Source organism: Clostridium senegalense, assembly GCF_018916625.1.
GTDB classification, from domain to species: Bacteria; Bacillota; Clostridia; order Clostridiales; family Clostridiaceae; genus Clostridium_J; species Clostridium_J senegalense.
Map to the genome: position 1 here is coordinate 17746 of NZ_JAHLNC010000017.1, position 14737 is coordinate 32482.

The following is a 14737-nucleotide window of genomic DNA, read 5'->3' on the forward strand; positions in this document are numbered from 1 at the left end:
TTTTATATTAAATTATTAAATTTTCCTCTAAGGTTATCATTAATTTTTTATCTAAATGTCTAACCGTTACAACTTCTCCAAAATTATTTGTACAGATATCTACGTTCAAATCGCAAACCCCTGAATATCTTTGAAATAAAGTTTCACTTTTTGTTATAGATTGTACACTTTTTTGTTTTATTAAATGAGTAATTTTAGTTCTTGAGCCACTAGACATAACTATAACATTTTCATCTAGACCTATTGATGTATTTTTATAGTTTAAACATCCTAATATTATTTGCCATAAAGCTAATATAACAACAACTCCTATTTTTACTTTATAGTCAATTTTAGGAATAAAATAACAAATGGCAGAAGTAATTATAATCGTTATTAACAACCTTTTTATTATGAACCTTCTAATCTCCCTTTTCTTTGGCTTTTTAAAATCTCCTTCAAATTCTAAATCATCAAAGATATTTTGTATTATTTTATCCTTTTGATTTTTATTAGCTATAGGAAATATCATAGCAATTTTATCTTCCATGTCACCATACCCAACTATTATTCCTTCAATAGTATAAAGTCCCGTAAATTGTTGAATAAAGTTTTGCTTTAATTTTAATCCCTGTATTTTATTATGTGATAGTGAGTACTTTTTCTTTGTAAAAAATCCATATTCTATATTTACTTTTTTATTATTTTTATAAAGTTTAAAATCATTATATCTTATAATCTCTAACAATGTAGCTATTAAAGAAACTATAATGTATATAAGAATTGTTGAAAGTAAAATTAATATTATAATAACTATTATGGATTTTCCACTTATTGTACCTTGCACTCCAAGAAAAATTTCATGAGCACTATCACCAACAGAGTTTATTATTTTTTCACTTATAAAATCTAAGAATTGTGAAAGAAAAACATATAAACCAAAAACCCATCCTAATTTATTTTTAGTTAAGCCATATATAAAAATGTCTTTTTTTGTAGCCTTTATAATATTATCCTCATTATCGTTTATTTTAATGCTCTCAACTTTATTTTCTAAAAGTGCATCTTTATATTTATTTGCAAGATTTGTTTTTATTGTTACTCTTAACTCAGACTTTCCCTCACCAACAGCTCCACTATCAACTTTTAAAGTAGAAACATTAAGTATTCTATTTATAATATTTTGCTGTGTATCTACAGTAGTTATTTTAGAAAGTGGAATTTCTTGTTTTGAAAGAGTAATTACACCAGTTTTTAAAACTAATATATTATCTTTTATATAAAACACAGTTCGTCTCCATTTAATAATAGAATATATAATCATTAAAGCAGTAATTATAAATCCGTAATACCATTTTAATTTAACAAAAACTATTGCAACAAAGACTATTGATTCATAAATAATTTTTAATAATTGAGATAAAATTACAACCCAATGATTTCTATTAGGTTTTTCTAAATTACTCATTTTCTTCCACCTTTTGCTTTACCTTATTTTTTAAATACTCACTTATTTCTTCTGCTTTTGCCATTTCTATATTAGGAATTTTATGACTACCGCCAGCAGTTACTATAGATATATCACCTAAATTAAATACTTTATTTATAGGTCCCTGTGTAACTGTTATGTGTTGTATTCTTAAAATTGGTATTACAGTTCTTTTTAAAGTAAAAATCCCTTCTGTAAAATCAACCTTATCTTCAGTTATTATGTATCTCCATTGATTATATTCTATAATAGGATATAAAAAAGTATTTAGTAATAAAAATACCATAACTATTCCTATAACTATGTTTATAGTAGTACTATAATTAGTTAACCATTTCCAATTAAACTGTTTTTTTAAAAACCACTGTCCACCGTATAAAATAACTCCAAATATAATAGTTGTTATTAACCTTGCTATAAGCCACGATTTTTTTGAGTTAATATTAAGCTTATTATATTCCATAACTTTTTCTCCCCCTAATTATTATATATTTTAATATATTGTAGCATCTTTTATAGTACAAATTTTCATTTTTTTACTTAAAAAGGTCTTTTTTATACTTAAAACTAATATTTATTGAGTTAAAAAATTAATTTCTATGTACGCTCTTTAAAAATTATAAAATTAAGGTATAATTTATTATAGGAGAAAGAGGCTTTAGCAAATTTAACTATGGTATATTTTAATAAATTCTTAACGTAAAATATACAAAAGGTAAATCCTAGCTACCTTTTTAATAATAAAATTTAACAGTTATTTTTATAATGCCTTAATATTATTATGAAAAAATCAATTAAAATTTTAATAGTTATTATATTATTATTTTTTTCCTTAGCCGCCTTATATTATTTCGGTTTTTATCCAAATACTAAACTTAAACCTATGGATTCTACTATAGAGTTTAATGAGAAAGACTTTGTAGATAAATTTTTACCAAAAGACTTTAAATTAAATCTTAGTGAGCTTTCTTTAAAATCTCATACAACATTAAATGATGAGGAACTTACAGATTTATGCATTTTGGCTGCAAAAAAAGACTCTAATTTAAATAACTATCTAGATGGTTTAAAGATTGAAATAGAAGGTGATTCATTAATTTTAAATGCAAATGTTAAATATAATAAAATTCCTTTTAGAACAAAGTTTGTATTTAAACCTTATGCAGAAAATAATACAATTCTACTTAAATACCAAAAAGGCTCTATAGGTTTTATTCCTGTTTCAAGTGAAAAAATTTTTTCAGCTATAGAAGATACTGATTTTATTCAAGTAGATAAAGCTAATGATAATATAATTCTAAATTTCTCGGCTATTAAATACTTAGATATAAAAGATTTATCTATAGCTGATAATAGTATTACTATAGATTTTGAAGCTACACTTAAATTTTGGGACTTAATAAAAAAATAACTATTCATAACTAAAAACTTTAAAAAGCTGTCTTTAAAATAGGACTTTATTCTATTTTAAGACAGCTTTTATTCTATTTATTATTCATTTTACCTAAACTTATCTATATGCTTTTTGAATATCCAATTCTTTTTTTTCTTTAAGATTTCTCATTGCCTTAAAAAATATAATTCCTGTTATAATTGCAGCTACCAAATCTGATACTGCACCAGACATCCAAACTCCTAATAATTCAAATCTCATTGGAAGTATTATCATACATGGTATTAATATTATAACTTGTCTTAACAAACTTAAGAACATAGAAATTTTCGCTTTACCAATTGATTGAAAAAAGTTTGAGCTCACTATTTGGAATCCTAATATAGGGAACATCATAAGATAAACCCTTAAACCTCTAACACCTATATTTATTAAATCTGGATCACTATTAAACATTGATATAAGTACATTTGGAATTAATTGAACTGCTAAAAATCCTGTAACTGTTAAAACAGTTGCTGCAGAAACCGCATATTTTACAGTTTCTTTTACTCTTTTATATTTCTTAGCGCCATAATTGAATCCTATAATAGGCTGTGAACCTTGATTTATGCCAAACACAGGCATTAAAAAAATCATAGATATACTTGATATTATACCCATTGCCCCAATTGCATTATCCCCACCATATTTTCTTAGGGAATTATTTGCTATTACTTGTACTACACTTTGAGCAATTTGCATACTAAAAGGACTAATTCCAATTGCAAAAATACTTAAAACTATTGTTTTATCCAATTTTAAATATTTTTTTCTTATTTTTAATACACTTTTACCTTTTATAAAATAATATAATACCCATATAGTTGTTACAATTTGTGATATAACAGTTGCTATAGCACCACCTCTAACTCCCATATTAAAAGTGAATATAAATATAGGATCTAAAACTATATTGGTAATTGCCCCTATTAGCATAGAACACATAGCAATTTTAGGATTACCATCACTTCTTATGGAATGATTTAATCCAAAACTTAACATATTAAATATTGTACCTATAAATATAACTTCTATGTACTCCCTAGCAAAAACTAAAGTTTGTTCACTGGCTCCAAATATTGCTAATAGTTTATCCATAAACAATAGTCCAAAAATTGTGATTAAAATACTTATTATAACTAACAATGTAAATGCATTACTTAAGTGTTTTTCAGCACTTTCTTTATCATTTTGTCCAAGTTTTAAAGAAATCTTTGCCGAAGTTCCTATACCAACAAGCATACCAAAGGCAAGCATTATAGTCATTATTGGCATAGTAATTGATACACCAGTAATGGCTAAATTTCCCACTTCCGGTATATGCCCTATATACATCCTATCTATTATGTTATATAGAGTATTAACAATCATACCTATTATGGCAGGTACCGAAAACTCTAAAAGTAACTTAAATACTTTTTCTTCACCTAATTTATTTTGATGATTCATAAAACTCCTCCTTTATTTTTATTAGTATCTAATAACATAACTACTAAATTAAATTGCTAATAGATATTTTTTTTAGTAATTTTAAAAGTGTATTTTCTTCTTCTTCAGTTAAAATCTCTTTAAGTTTATTTTTCCACTCATCTAAAATTTCAAAAAACTTTGGTTCTATATTTAAAGCCTTTTTTGTAAGTATCACATTATATGCTCTTTTATCTTCTTTTCTTTTATCTCTTATTACATACCCATTGTCTTCTAACTTCTTTATAGCTCTGGTAGTTGTGGCCTTGTCCACTTTCAGCATTTCAGTAAGTTCTTCCTGCGTTACTCCTCTATACTTATAAAGATGCAATAAAAATAAGTATTGTCCTGCACCTATATTTAATTTAGTAAATCGTTTACTAAGATAACTATTTTGAACCCTATAAAGTTCAGATATATACTTTCCTAAAGATTCACAATTATTTTTTTCTTTCATAAATACCTCTCTTTTTAAATTTAAACAATAAAAAATAGTTGCTAACGCAACTATTTTAACATCAATGAATTTCCATTGCAACCATTTTATTTTTAAATTATATAAATTTATCTAAAGATAGTTTAGCTTTAATAACTTCTAATCCAACTCTATCTATATAGTCACCTAATCTCTCTTTTCCTGTAGCATATTCATCATATACTTTTATTATTTCTTCTACTAATTCAAACAATTTCTCTTCACTTACATTCATACAAAGTTTATCACCAAGTCTTGGTTTAACTCCACCTTTTCCTCCAATATAAACAGACCATCCTTTAGGTCCACCTATAAGTCCTATATCTCTTGTATGGCTATCTGCACAACTATTTGGACAACCACTAACTCCTATTTTTAATTTATTAGGTAAATTTCTACCATGATATGCTTCATCCAATTTAGCACCTACACCTACTGAATCTTGAAGTCCTCTTTTACAAAATGTTGTTCCAGGACATATTTTAACGCTTCTCACACATAATCCTATAGCTGCGCCTGGGTTCATATTTAAATCTTTCCATGCATTGTCTATATCCTCTTCTTTTAAACCAACTATTGCTATACGTTGAGCACCTGTAACTTTTATCGCTGATGCATTATATTTATCTGCAACATCTGCAAGCTTTCTAAGTTGTTCTGATGTAACAAGTCCACCTGTTAAATGAGGAGCTATTGCATAGGTTTCTTTATCTCTTTGAAGCACTGCTCCCTTTTCTAGTAAATCTTTCATAAAAAATCCTCCTTAAATACTTACCTTTATAATTTATAATATTTCTAATATATGTATATTATATTATCTTTTATAAATAATATCCATTACTTTTTACAAATAATTATCTATTAATATTAAGTTCTAATATTTTAAATTTTAAAATTTTTCTAAAAACATTTATTATATATAATAAATATTTTATAGGGAAACAAGTTCCCATTTGAATTTATTCAATAACTTTAAAATATTGTTGTCCAAAATGTAGTGTTGAATTCTGAGCATTTTTGAGCATATCTCATTATCCTTGGTATTCAAGTTTTTGAATGGATTGTCTTTAAAGTCAACTTGGAACCCTATAATTCTAAACAAGTTTAATCCCATTTTTTCTACGCTGATCAATTATTTCATAGTTTTTCTTAATCATTTCTTCTTTTGTAAATCCTGGCAATTTTTCTGGCATACCATATTCTTTTCCAAAGGTATTTATTGTTATTTTTTCAATATATACTTTTTCTATAGCTTTATGAAAAAATACAATCTTCTCACATTGAACATTACTTATTCTTTCAACTTCATCCATTCCATCTATAACTCTTCCAAAGGCAGTAAACTTTCCATCTAATTGAGGACTATTTATTATAGTTATGAAAAACTCACTACATTCAGTGTTAAATTCAAACCTTCCAAGACCTAAAGTTCCTTTTATAAACTTTAAATCATTATTAACTCCATTTTCTTTACATTCACTTTTAATACTATACCCTAAAGTTCCAGTACCATCATTGTCTGGACAACCACTTTGAATAAGTACACCTTTTTCTACTCTCCAAAAAAACAAACCATTAAAGAACCCCTTTTCTGCTAGCATAATAAAGTTTTTAACTGCTTCTGGTGCCTTATCAGGATATAATTGTATTTTTATATTTTTTCCATTTTTTATTTTCATATCTACTAAAGGTCTTTCCATCATAATCCTCCTAAACATATAATGATTACATCTTAGATATTACACCAAATAGATTATTTATTCCTCTTTTCACATTATACAATTTGCCTATGTTATATAAATAACCTATAGAAATTTCAGATATAACAAATCATTTTTCACCTTAATATATATGTAAATTTTATTTTTGAAAAACATATAAAAACTTTTTACTATTTTTTTCAAAAAAGTTATTGACATTGTCATTTTAGCTGTGATATTATTATAAATTTGACTATTTTATTAATTGTGTTATAATTATATTAAGAAATTAATTTAAATTTGTAGGAGGTGCCTTTAATTTGTTTAAAATTGGTGATAAAGTTGTTTACCCAATGCAGGGGCCAGGCATTATAGAAAATATAGAAGAAAAAGAGTTTAATGGTGAAAAACAGCAATATTATATAATAAAAATATTAAATAACAACATGAAACTTATGATTCCTGCTAAAAAAATAGTTGATTCTAACTTACGTTTATTATGTGAGCCTGAGGATTTAGAAAAAACATTATTAAAAGCTCAAAATGGCGAGTTAGACTTTGAGGAAAATCTTAACTCAAAAGAAAGATACAATACAAATATGAAGAAAATCAAATCTGGTTCCTTCGAAAAAGGAATAGAAGTAATCTCTACTTTAGTTACAGCTAACAGTGAAAAACCGCTTAACTCAAGTGAAAAACAATTACTTACAAATGCTAAAAAACTTATAATTGAAGAAATAGTTTTAAGTAAAAACATAAGTGAAAAAGAAGCAGCTTCTTTTTTAAAATCAATAATCAGTTAAAAATTTAAAATAACCTTAAAATAAAACATATTTGTAAAACTAATTTATTTTGACATATTTATAGACATACATATAAAAAATCATTTTATTCTTATATGCATATCATTAAATTTTATTACCAATATGTTTATTTTTATACCATTTAAAGGGTATGCACAATTTTGCACACCCTTATTTTTTTTATTTTTCCAATTACAAGTTAGCTGTATTTAAATTCCATAACATTTCTATATGGGGAATGTTATCCTCTAAATAAACTTCTGAAACAGGTTCAAATCCTAAACTTTTGTAGAATTCTATCAAATATTCCTGGGCAGAAATTCTAATTTTATCTTCTTTAAGTACATTTTTAATAAAATCTATAGCTTCTAACATATTCTTTCTCCCTAAACCACCTTTTCTATGTTTAGGATTAACTACCACTCTTCCTATAGATACCTCATCATAAGAAACGCCTCTATTCAATACTCTTACATATGAACATATCTCTTTACCATCTTTTAAAAATATATGATATGATTTTTTATCCTTATCATCACAATCTTGATATGGACAATTTTGTTCAACAACAAATACCTCACTTCTTAATTTTAATATTTCATAAAGTTCTTCTAATTGTAGTTCATCAAACTTTTTCACAATAAAATTCATATTTCACTTTAGTTCCTTTCACAATTTAATATATTTTTATCTAAATTACTTATTAATAAGTAATTATTTCTTTTCTAATTAAGTTATTACTATAATCTAACATATTTTTAATACTTTCAAAAGTTAAAACATCAAGACAACTCTCTATAGTTCCCCACATATAATCTGCTATCTCTTCCTCTTGAATTTTTACATTATAACTTAATGCTTCCCCTATAAAAAATGTAACTTCCTTTATATTATCTTTTTTTATTGAATATCTATCCGTTATCTTTAAATTTTCATATAACTTAATATTACTTAATCCAGTTTCTTCTTTAATCTCTCTTAAAGCTGTGTCACGCTCTGTCTCTCCACTTTCCATATGCCCTTTGGGAAATCCCCAATATCCTCTTCTTCCTATACTTTTTACCAATAAAAACTCTATTTTTTTATTATTTCTTCTAAATAGAATTCCACCACAACTTCTTTCAACTTTCATAGATAACACCCCTTATATTCTCACCTAATTATTTTCAAAATATTTTCTACACCTATCTACCCATATTTTTTTATGTTCTTCTTTTGAAACTATTCTCTTACTTAAATCATCTATATTAAAGATTCCTTCATTTTCACACCATTTAATACAGGTTTTAAAAAAGTCCATATTCACATCTTTTTCATTTTCCAGATAACCATAAACATAAGAAAATCCTTTTTTATATGCTGCAATAAGTCTTGAATATCCATCTATAGGAACAATCTTATCTTTCATTAAAACATAGGTGATAATTATAGTTTCAGGAGTCTTTATCCACCTTTCTACATTTTTTAATTTATCACGCTCCACTGTAAGCTGTTCAACTTTTATATCTTTCATATATATCTTAAAAACTTTTATATTATTATTTATTAACTTAACCCAATTTTCTTTTTTAATAAAACCTAAAGTATTTAAATCTTTTACAGTAATATTCCCATTTTTCTCTTTATAAATATATTCTTTTAAATAAGGATTCCAATAACTAATTTCTTCTACTAACTCTTTTAACGCCTCATCTTTAACCTTTTCATTAAATATACTTATATTAACTATCTGTGCAGTTTTAAAATCCAAAATATTATATTCTAATACCCCTACAATATTCCCCTTATACTTCGCTATAATAGCTGTATTATGGAAATAACTTTCTTCATACTTTAAATAACTAACTTCATCTTTATATGCTCTACAGATTTCCATATTATTCCCCCTCTAATATTAAGTCCTTAGATTATATATAATTAAAGTTATTTTATATTTTATCACAATGTTTTAAAAATACTTTAAAATGTGAAAAAGTTAAAAAAATTTTAAAACAATATAAGTAAGTAATTACATCTTATTTATATAAGGAAACAAGCTCCAATTTAAATTTATTCAATAACTTTAAAATATTTTAGTTATTATTAATTTCTTTTATTTTAAAATATCAAAATTTATGTTATAATTGAAAATGATTTTCAATCGCTATTATATATTATAATTTTATTTATTTTAATAAGTAAATTTAAAATTTTGGAGGTTTTTATGAACTTGGATTATTTAACGTTACAAAAGGAAATTTGTAATAAAATTAAATTTTTAGATTTTGACGGTGCAAAAAAACACTATGAAAAACTTTCTAATCTATTTCACGAGATAAAACTCTCTTATAATTTCGAAATTTGTTCCATAAAAAATCATCTTGTTTACTTTATAAATTATTTAAATATTAACTTGTCATTAAATACAGATATAGAATACACTCTTCATACAACAGCTTTTGAACTTATTAAGGATTTAGATAAGATAAATAATAAAAGTGAACTTTTAAAATATGGAAATGTAGTTATAGATACCTTCAGTTTTGAGATTTCTCATTGCTGTATAAACTCCAATAAAACTGTCTTAAAAAGTGCTGTAGAAATAATAAATGAAAACTTAAGTAAAAATCTCAATTTAGAATTTGTATCAAATCAAATTCATGTAAGTAAAAACTATCTTTCATTTTGCTTTACTAAAGATATGGGTATCAAATTTACAGAATATATAAAAAAATTAAGAGTGTATAAGGCAAAACATTTACTAACTAATACAAACTACTCTATGCACTACATTGCTACCATCTGTGGTTTTAAAACACAAAGTTATTTTTCTTATGTATTTAAAGAAGTAACTGGATTATCTCCATTAAACTTTAAAAACACTTTTTCAAAATAATATATTCATTATAATTTATAAACAAAAATAAAGAACTAACAGTATGCTAGTTCTTTTTATATTATATTGATTTTTAATTTTTATTTAGCAAAATCTTTCTCAAATTCGTCTAATGAATCCTTTAATAAAGTAACAGTATATGCCATAGCTGGACCACCACCGAAAGCCACTGCAACCATAGCTGCTTCCAATATTTCTTCTCTTTTAGCTCCAGCTTCTAAAGCCTTATAAACATGAAAAACTATGCAATATTCACAACGATTATAAGCTGCAATTGCAACGCTTATAAGCTCTTTATTTTTAGTTGACAATGCACCTTCTTTATATGTAGTGCCTAAAAGATTCATAAAACCTTTAACATGAGTTAAATTAGTTTTGCCAAAGTCATTTAGCCCTTGTTGAAAATCATTTAACATTTCTCTTGGATTTTTTTTCATTAAACTCTCCCCCTAATTAAACATAATAAAAAATTGAAACTTTCATTTAAGTAAACGATACCACTTTCTACATTATGTGTCAATTTATATAAATATATATTATATTTTCCAATAAATATTTATTTATCATCATGTTTTTTCTATATTTAAAATAGTATATTAAATTGTAAGTTCATACAAATTGCATTCATGTACTCTTTTAAATGTATCTTTTATTTCTTCTTTATTTGTACCTATATAATGTGCAAAGCAACTACAAATAACCATATTTTCAATTTTTGTCTGAAAATATTTATCACAATCTTTCCTATCCTTATAAACATGTAAATATGATTCCCTCCAATTAAATCCTCTTTTTTTATACCAATCATTTACCCATATATCGTCTCTTGTCCATGCCTGGAGGACTTTAATATCTTTTCCCTTCAATATATTAATTGTTTGGTTTAAAAGAGTAGTTGATATACCTTTATTCCTATATTCAGGTAATACTGCTAAATGCCATATTACTGCACCTAACTCATTTGATTTATAACAAACTTCCCCTTTTTCTATTTCATACTCTGTATCCATAAGTCCTACTATTTTACCGTCTATTTCTGCAACTAATTCAATTGAAGAATTTTTATAGTGTTGTTTTTCTTTTAGTACATCATCATAATAAGCAGTATCTAAAAATGATAAAACCCTACACCTTACCCATTTTAAATTATCATCTTTTTTATATTTTCTTATTCTCACCATTATCATACCTTTCAGTTTTAAATAGTATATACTTATAAAGGACTATTTTAAATAAAATAGTCCTTTAATTTTTACATTTTATTGTAATTATTTTTCTTTTAATAGTGTAACTTCTGTGAAACATATGCCAAATGAGGCTCCAAATGCAATTGAAATTTCTTTCATTAAATTTATTCCCGATTTACTTATAAAATAATCAAAAACATAACCTAATGCCCATAATATACAAAATAATATACAAAATCTTGAAAATATTATTTTAAAATCTTTTCTTTGTAACTTTCTTGAATTTAGAATTGTCATAATTGCATTGTACATAATAAATATAAAGGCTATTATTACATAACTAATTATAAAAGTTATAGCTATTTTACTATTTATGTCATTATAAACTATAAATATGGCTCCAATAGTTCCACTTACAAATAACAAGTATATAATTTTTGCAAGTATTGTCTTTCTATCTTTTTTCATTCTCTTATATCTCCTATTTCCAAAATAGACACAAAACTAATTTTTTTACAATCTTTATAGATTATAACCTTAATATTCCTTATTTTAATATTTATCTATTATTATAAAATCTGCATCTTTATTTTTATTTCCAAATCTCTTTACTATTTCTTCTTTTCTATATTTTAAATCTGTAGTATTTATAGTAGCTATTATACCTTTTACAGTACTTTCAAATTGCTCATAAGGTATACCAATTGCCATTTCATCATCTTCCCATTTAGCTAAAAACCTAGTGCTTGGACATAATGTAGAAATATTCATCTTTCCAGTAAGGTATGGTTCAACGGTAATTTCAGCACAAATACCTTGCATAGCTGCTAGAGTGGCTGTTATTCTTTCTCCTGTATGATATACATATCCTTGTTGAATTCTCATCGCTTCATAAGGATTTACAATAAATATTATTATATCAGGTGCGACGGTAAAATCTTCTAATGGCGCTACTTCAATTCCATATGTATTGGCACCTGTTCTATATAATCCCATAACACCTTCTCGTATTCTTCTAGCCACTGCTGGAGTACTATATAAGTTGTATGAAAAATATTCCATACCAGATTCTATACGTGGTGTTGAATCTTCAAGTCCTAAGGCAGTAGTTCCACCATCACAATTTAAATGTTGCAATCTAGCTTTAAAACTTTTTCCACGAGTAGCTTTTTCAACTATACAACAATATGACAATGGACCTGATGGCTCATCTTGACCACAATTATTATAATCTTCTTCTGTAAAATAAAATTTTATCCCAACAGGTTTTCTTTTTAAATTTAAAGCACATTGTAAATCCTCACAATATTCCTTTAGTTTTTCATTATCAAATGAGTCTTGAGGAAGCCCATATGAAATTGATTTATGCTTAAATGGCATAATATCCCTCCTAAATATCTAATCTAAATATAAATTAAAATTTTAATACATACAATTTATATAATCGCTATAAAATAAGTTTTTCTTTAATATTACTTATCTTTCTCTAACCAATCACATTTTAATACTGCATATATATCTAAATCATAAAATTTATTATTTTTACGTATTTTAGCTTGCCTTAAAGTCCCTTCATACTTCATTCCACTTTTAATCATTACTTTTCCGGAACCTATATTTTTACTATCATATTTTGCTACAATCCTATTAAAATTGACCACTTTAAACAAATAATCAATTACTGCTGTTAATGCTTCAGTTGCTATACCTTTTTTCCAATAACTTTTAGCTATACAATAACCTATTTCACAACATGAATGTTGTTCTTCTAATTTAACTATAGAAATACCACCAATAACTTTTCTTGTTTCTTTTAATTCTATAGCCCAATTATAAATGTTACCCTGTTTATATTCCTTAACCCATTGATCTATAATTACCTTAGTATCATTTATACTATTATGTGGTTCCCAGGTTAAAAACTTTGTAACTTCACTATCGCTTGCCCAATTTTTAAACATATCCTTTACATCATAAGTTTTAAATTTTCTTAATAATAATCTTTCTGTTTTTATATTCTTTGTGCCCTTATGCTTCAACATAAATTATGTTTAGTGAGAAAATGCAAATACTTATATACCCCCACTAAAAGCCCACTTCCTTTCTTATGTATATTTGTATATTTTATAGAACTTACTTTTAATAATAAATTATTAAGGCTATTCTTTTTTTCCATATGCATATATCACCTTCATGTTAAAGCATATACCCTTTTCAGTCTTAAATTTTTCCAGTGTCTTATTTACATCTAATTTAAAACTTTCAAACTTTTTATTACCTAATTTTTCTATACTTTCTAAAATACCTCTTAATGCATTATTCCACATTTCACTCCACCATTGATTTTCATCTAAATATATTACCTCATTATCTTCTTCATACACTTTAATATCTTTTAAATTTAGACCTTTCAGAAAATTCTTTACTCCATACACAGTATTTAATACTGTATCATCTTCTTTTTTATCTTTAACTTTATTGCTATGAATAAATAAATACTTATTTATTATATCTGTTAACCAATTTTGACTTTCTTGTACTCCCCATAAACTCAAAGCTAATTGTCCTTTAAATTTTAACACTTTTAGAATCTTATTTAGCTCTTTATCCCCATTAAATATATATCCTATACTGAATCCTGATACTACACTATTAAAATATTCATTTTTGAACTCTAAATCCTCCCCATCCATTTGAAATACTTTTATATTATTTATGTTTTCTTTTATAATTTGTTTTTTAGTTTCATTTACCATAACCTTTGAGATATCTATACCTATAACCTGTCCCTTTTTCCCTACTCTTTGGGCTGCTGGAAACAATGATGCTCCATGTCCTATACCTATATCTAAAACAAAATCCCCTGCCTTTATATCTGATAACTCTATCAGTCTTTTCCCAAATTTCTTCCAATAATTAGGCCCTATCTCACTAAAATCCCCTCCAACCTTATCCCAAAGATTTATTAATTCTCTTTTATCTTGAATCATATTCTTCCCCCAAATATTAGTTATTTTATATAGTACAATATTTTTCTTATTGTCTGTCACTATATATTTTAGCTAAATCATATAATGTTTAGTAGTGTTTTATGATTGTCACTATTTTATAATAACTATTAATTTAATATTTAATGACCGTCACTAAAAATATGGTTTAAATACTTTAATTTTTAGTATTTAGTTCATTAATTTATAAAGATTAGCCTTTTTTAACTAATTTTTTATAGCTTGTACAACTTATAAATTACTCTAATAACATTTTTTATTTTTTCCAAAAAACACTAAATTATTGAGGCTTCTTTTTCTATAAACTTTTTAAATATAT

Annotated in this window: 18 protein-coding genes; 3 read left to right on the forward strand and 15 right to left on the reverse strand. The window is 25.2% G+C overall.

What is annotated here, in order from left to right; genetic code table 11:
- Positions 1-7: 7 nt before the first annotated feature.
- Positions 8-1447 carry a PH domain-containing protein gene (locus KQI36_RS16985; protein ID WP_216451926.1) on the reverse strand — a complete coding sequence of 480 codons (1440 nt, stop codon included), beginning with the start codon at positions 1445-1447 and terminating at the stop codon, positions 8-10.
- The gene (locus tag KQI36_RS16990; RefSeq protein WP_216451927.1) at positions 1440-1931 is read right to left on the reverse strand and encodes a PH domain-containing protein; all 492 of its coding nucleotides are present in this window, start codon (positions 1929-1931) and stop codon (positions 1440-1442) included. Before KQI36_RS16990 ends, KQI36_RS16985 begins: the two co-directional genes overlap by 8 nt.
- Before the next feature lie 420 nt (positions 1932-2351).
- On the opposite strand from KQI36_RS16990, the gene KQI36_RS16995 reads away from it, so the two are divergent.
- A complete protein-coding gene (locus KQI36_RS16995) occupies positions 2352-2879 on the forward strand; it encodes a hypothetical protein (protein WP_216451928.1) in 528 nt (175 codons plus the stop codon).
- A 99-nt stretch (positions 2880-2978) separates the two neighbouring features.
- Here the strand turns inward: KQI36_RS16995 and KQI36_RS17000 are convergent, their stop codons facing one another.
- The 4 genes from KQI36_RS17000 to KQI36_RS17015 all read right to left on the reverse strand — a co-directional run bounded on the left by KQI36_RS17000 (position 2979) and on the right by KQI36_RS17015 (position 6545).
- Positions 2979-4352 carry an MATE family efflux transporter gene (locus KQI36_RS17000; protein WP_216451929.1) on the reverse strand — a complete coding sequence of 458 codons (1374 nt, stop codon included), beginning with the start codon at positions 4350-4352 and terminating at the stop codon, positions 2979-2981.
- A gap of 43 nt (positions 4353-4395) precedes the next feature.
- Positions 4396-4827 (reverse strand): MarR family winged helix-turn-helix transcriptional regulator, encoded by a 432-nt coding sequence (locus KQI36_RS17005; protein ID WP_216451930.1) that lies wholly within the window; start codon positions 4825-4827, stop codon positions 4396-4398.
- A 97-nt stretch (positions 4828-4924) separates the two neighbouring features.
- On the reverse strand, positions 4925-5596 hold the full coding sequence (locus KQI36_RS17010) for a nitrite/sulfite reductase domain-containing protein (RefSeq protein ID WP_010295559.1): 672 nt from the start codon (positions 5594-5596) through the stop codon (positions 4925-4927).
- Between the two features lie 343 nt (positions 5597-5939).
- Entirely contained in the window at positions 5940-6545 is a 606-nt protein-coding gene (locus tag KQI36_RS17015; protein WP_216451931.1) for a peptidylprolyl isomerase, read from the reverse strand.
- Between the two features lie 320 nt (positions 6546-6865).
- On the opposite strand from KQI36_RS17015, the gene KQI36_RS17020 reads away from it, so the two are divergent.
- Positions 6866-7348: a CarD family transcriptional regulator gene (locus tag KQI36_RS17020; protein ID WP_216451932.1), complete on the forward strand. Its 483-nt coding sequence runs from the start codon at positions 6866-6868 to the stop codon at positions 7346-7348.
- A gap of 192 nt (positions 7349-7540) precedes the next feature.
- Here KQI36_RS17020 and KQI36_RS17025 read toward each other — a convergent pair whose 3' ends face one another.
- Genes KQI36_RS17025 through KQI36_RS17035 form a run of 3 tightly spaced genes read right to left on the reverse strand, consistent with a single transcriptional unit; the run spans position 7541 to position 9224 of the window.
- Positions 7541-7999 (reverse strand): GNAT family N-acetyltransferase, encoded by a 459-nt coding sequence (locus KQI36_RS17025; RefSeq protein WP_216451933.1) that lies wholly within the window; start codon positions 7997-7999, stop codon positions 7541-7543.
- 52 nt (positions 8000-8051) lie between these two features.
- A complete protein-coding gene (locus KQI36_RS17030; RefSeq protein ID WP_216451934.1) occupies positions 8052-8480 on the reverse strand; it encodes a bis(5'-nucleosyl)-tetraphosphatase in 429 nt (142 codons plus the stop codon).
- A gap of 24 nt (positions 8481-8504) precedes the next feature.
- The gene (locus tag KQI36_RS17035) at positions 8505-9224 is read right to left on the reverse strand and encodes a hypothetical protein (protein ID WP_216451935.1); all 720 of its coding nucleotides are present in this window, start codon (positions 9222-9224) and stop codon (positions 8505-8507) included.
- Positions 9225-9551: 327 nt separating this feature from the next.
- Between KQI36_RS17035 and KQI36_RS17040 the strand changes: the two genes are divergently transcribed.
- Entirely contained in the window at positions 9552-10223 is a 672-nt protein-coding gene (locus KQI36_RS17040; RefSeq protein ID WP_216451936.1) for a helix-turn-helix domain-containing protein, read from the forward strand.
- An 80-nt stretch (positions 10224-10303) separates the two neighbouring features.
- Here KQI36_RS17040 and KQI36_RS17045 read toward each other — a convergent pair whose 3' ends face one another.
- The 6 genes from KQI36_RS17045 to KQI36_RS17070 form a co-directional block, all read right to left on the reverse strand.
- A complete protein-coding gene (locus KQI36_RS17045) occupies positions 10304-10660 on the reverse strand; it encodes a carboxymuconolactone decarboxylase family protein (RefSeq protein ID WP_216451937.1) in 357 nt (118 codons plus the stop codon).
- A gap of 159 nt (positions 10661-10819) precedes the next feature.
- Positions 10820-11404 carry a GNAT family N-acetyltransferase gene (locus KQI36_RS17050; protein ID WP_216451938.1) on the reverse strand — a complete coding sequence of 195 codons (585 nt, stop codon included), beginning with the start codon at positions 11402-11404 and terminating at the stop codon, positions 10820-10822.
- Positions 11405-11491: 87 nt separating this feature from the next.
- Positions 11492-11878, reverse strand: a complete 387-nt coding sequence (locus KQI36_RS17055; protein WP_216451939.1) for a hypothetical protein — start codon at positions 11876-11878, stop codon at positions 11492-11494.
- 84 nt (positions 11879-11962) lie between these two features.
- On the reverse strand, positions 11963-12790 hold the full coding sequence (locus tag KQI36_RS17060; RefSeq protein ID WP_216451940.1) for a DUF169 domain-containing protein: 828 nt from the start codon (positions 12788-12790) through the stop codon (positions 11963-11965).
- A 92-nt stretch (positions 12791-12882) separates the two neighbouring features.
- Positions 12883-13452 (reverse strand): GNAT family N-acetyltransferase, encoded by a 570-nt coding sequence (locus tag KQI36_RS17065; RefSeq protein ID WP_216451941.1) that lies wholly within the window; start codon positions 13450-13452, stop codon positions 12883-12885.
- Between the two features lie 117 nt (positions 13453-13569).
- Positions 13570-14400, reverse strand: a complete 831-nt coding sequence (locus KQI36_RS17070; RefSeq protein WP_216451942.1) for a class I SAM-dependent methyltransferase — start codon at positions 14398-14400, stop codon at positions 13570-13572.
- Between the last annotated feature and the right edge of the window lie 337 nt (positions 14401-14737).

Bases quoted from the DNA above. Each gene is read 5' to 3' on its own strand.
- KQI36_RS17070 (WP_216451942.1), bottom strand. From the start codon at position 14,400: ATGATTCAAGATAAAAGAGAATTAATAAATCTTTGGGATAAGGTTGGA.
- KQI36_RS17040 (WP_216451936.1), top strand. From the start codon at position 9,552: ATGAACTTGGATTATTTAACGTTACAAAAGGAAATTTGTAATAAAATT.
- KQI36_RS17060 (WP_216451940.1), bottom strand. From the start codon at position 12,790: ATGCCATTTAAGCATAAATCAATTTCATATGGGCTTCCTCAAGACTCA.
- KQI36_RS17065 (WP_216451941.1), bottom strand. From the start codon at position 13,452: ATGTTGAAGCATAAGGGCACAAAGAATATAAAAACAGAAAGATTATTA.
- KQI36_RS17015 (WP_216451931.1), bottom strand. From the start codon at position 6,545: ATGGAAAGACCTTTAGTAGATATGAAAATAAAAAATGGAAAAAATATA.
- KQI36_RS17025 (WP_216451933.1), bottom strand. From the start codon at position 7,999: ATGAATTTTATTGTGAAAAAGTTTGATGAACTACAATTAGAAGAACTT.
- KQI36_RS17055 (WP_216451939.1), bottom strand. From the start codon at position 11,878: ATGAAAAAAGATAGAAAGACAATACTTGCAAAAATTATATACTTGTTA.
- KQI36_RS17045 (WP_216451937.1), bottom strand. From the start codon at position 10,660: ATGAAAAAAAATCCAAGAGAAATGTTAAATGATTTTCAACAAGGGCTA.
- KQI36_RS16990 (WP_216451927.1), bottom strand. From the start codon at position 1,931: ATGGAATATAATAAGCTTAATATTAACTCAAAAAAATCGTGGCTTATA.
- KQI36_RS17050 (WP_216451938.1), bottom strand. From the start codon at position 11,404: ATGGTGAGAATAAGAAAATATAAAAAAGATGATAATTTAAAATGGGTA.
- KQI36_RS17035 (WP_216451935.1), bottom strand. From the start codon at position 9,224: ATGGAAATCTGTAGAGCATATAAAGATGAAGTTAGTTATTTAAAGTAT.
- KQI36_RS16995 (WP_216451928.1), top strand. From the start codon at position 2,352: ATGGATTCTACTATAGAGTTTAATGAGAAAGACTTTGTAGATAAATTT.
- KQI36_RS17000 (WP_216451929.1), bottom strand. From the start codon at position 4,352: ATGAATCATCAAAATAAATTAGGTGAAGAAAAAGTATTTAAGTTACTT.
- KQI36_RS17005 (WP_216451930.1), bottom strand. From the start codon at position 4,827: ATGAAAGAAAAAAATAATTGTGAATCTTTAGGAAAGTATATATCTGAA.
- KQI36_RS17010 (WP_010295559.1), bottom strand. From the start codon at position 5,596: ATGAAAGATTTACTAGAAAAGGGAGCAGTGCTTCAAAGAGATAAAGAA.
- KQI36_RS17030 (WP_216451934.1), bottom strand. From the start codon at position 8,480: ATGAAAGTTGAAAGAAGTTGTGGTGGAATTCTATTTAGAAGAAATAAT.
- KQI36_RS16985 (WP_216451926.1), bottom strand. From the start codon at position 1,447: ATGAGTAATTTAGAAAAACCTAATAGAAATCATTGGGTTGTAATTTTA.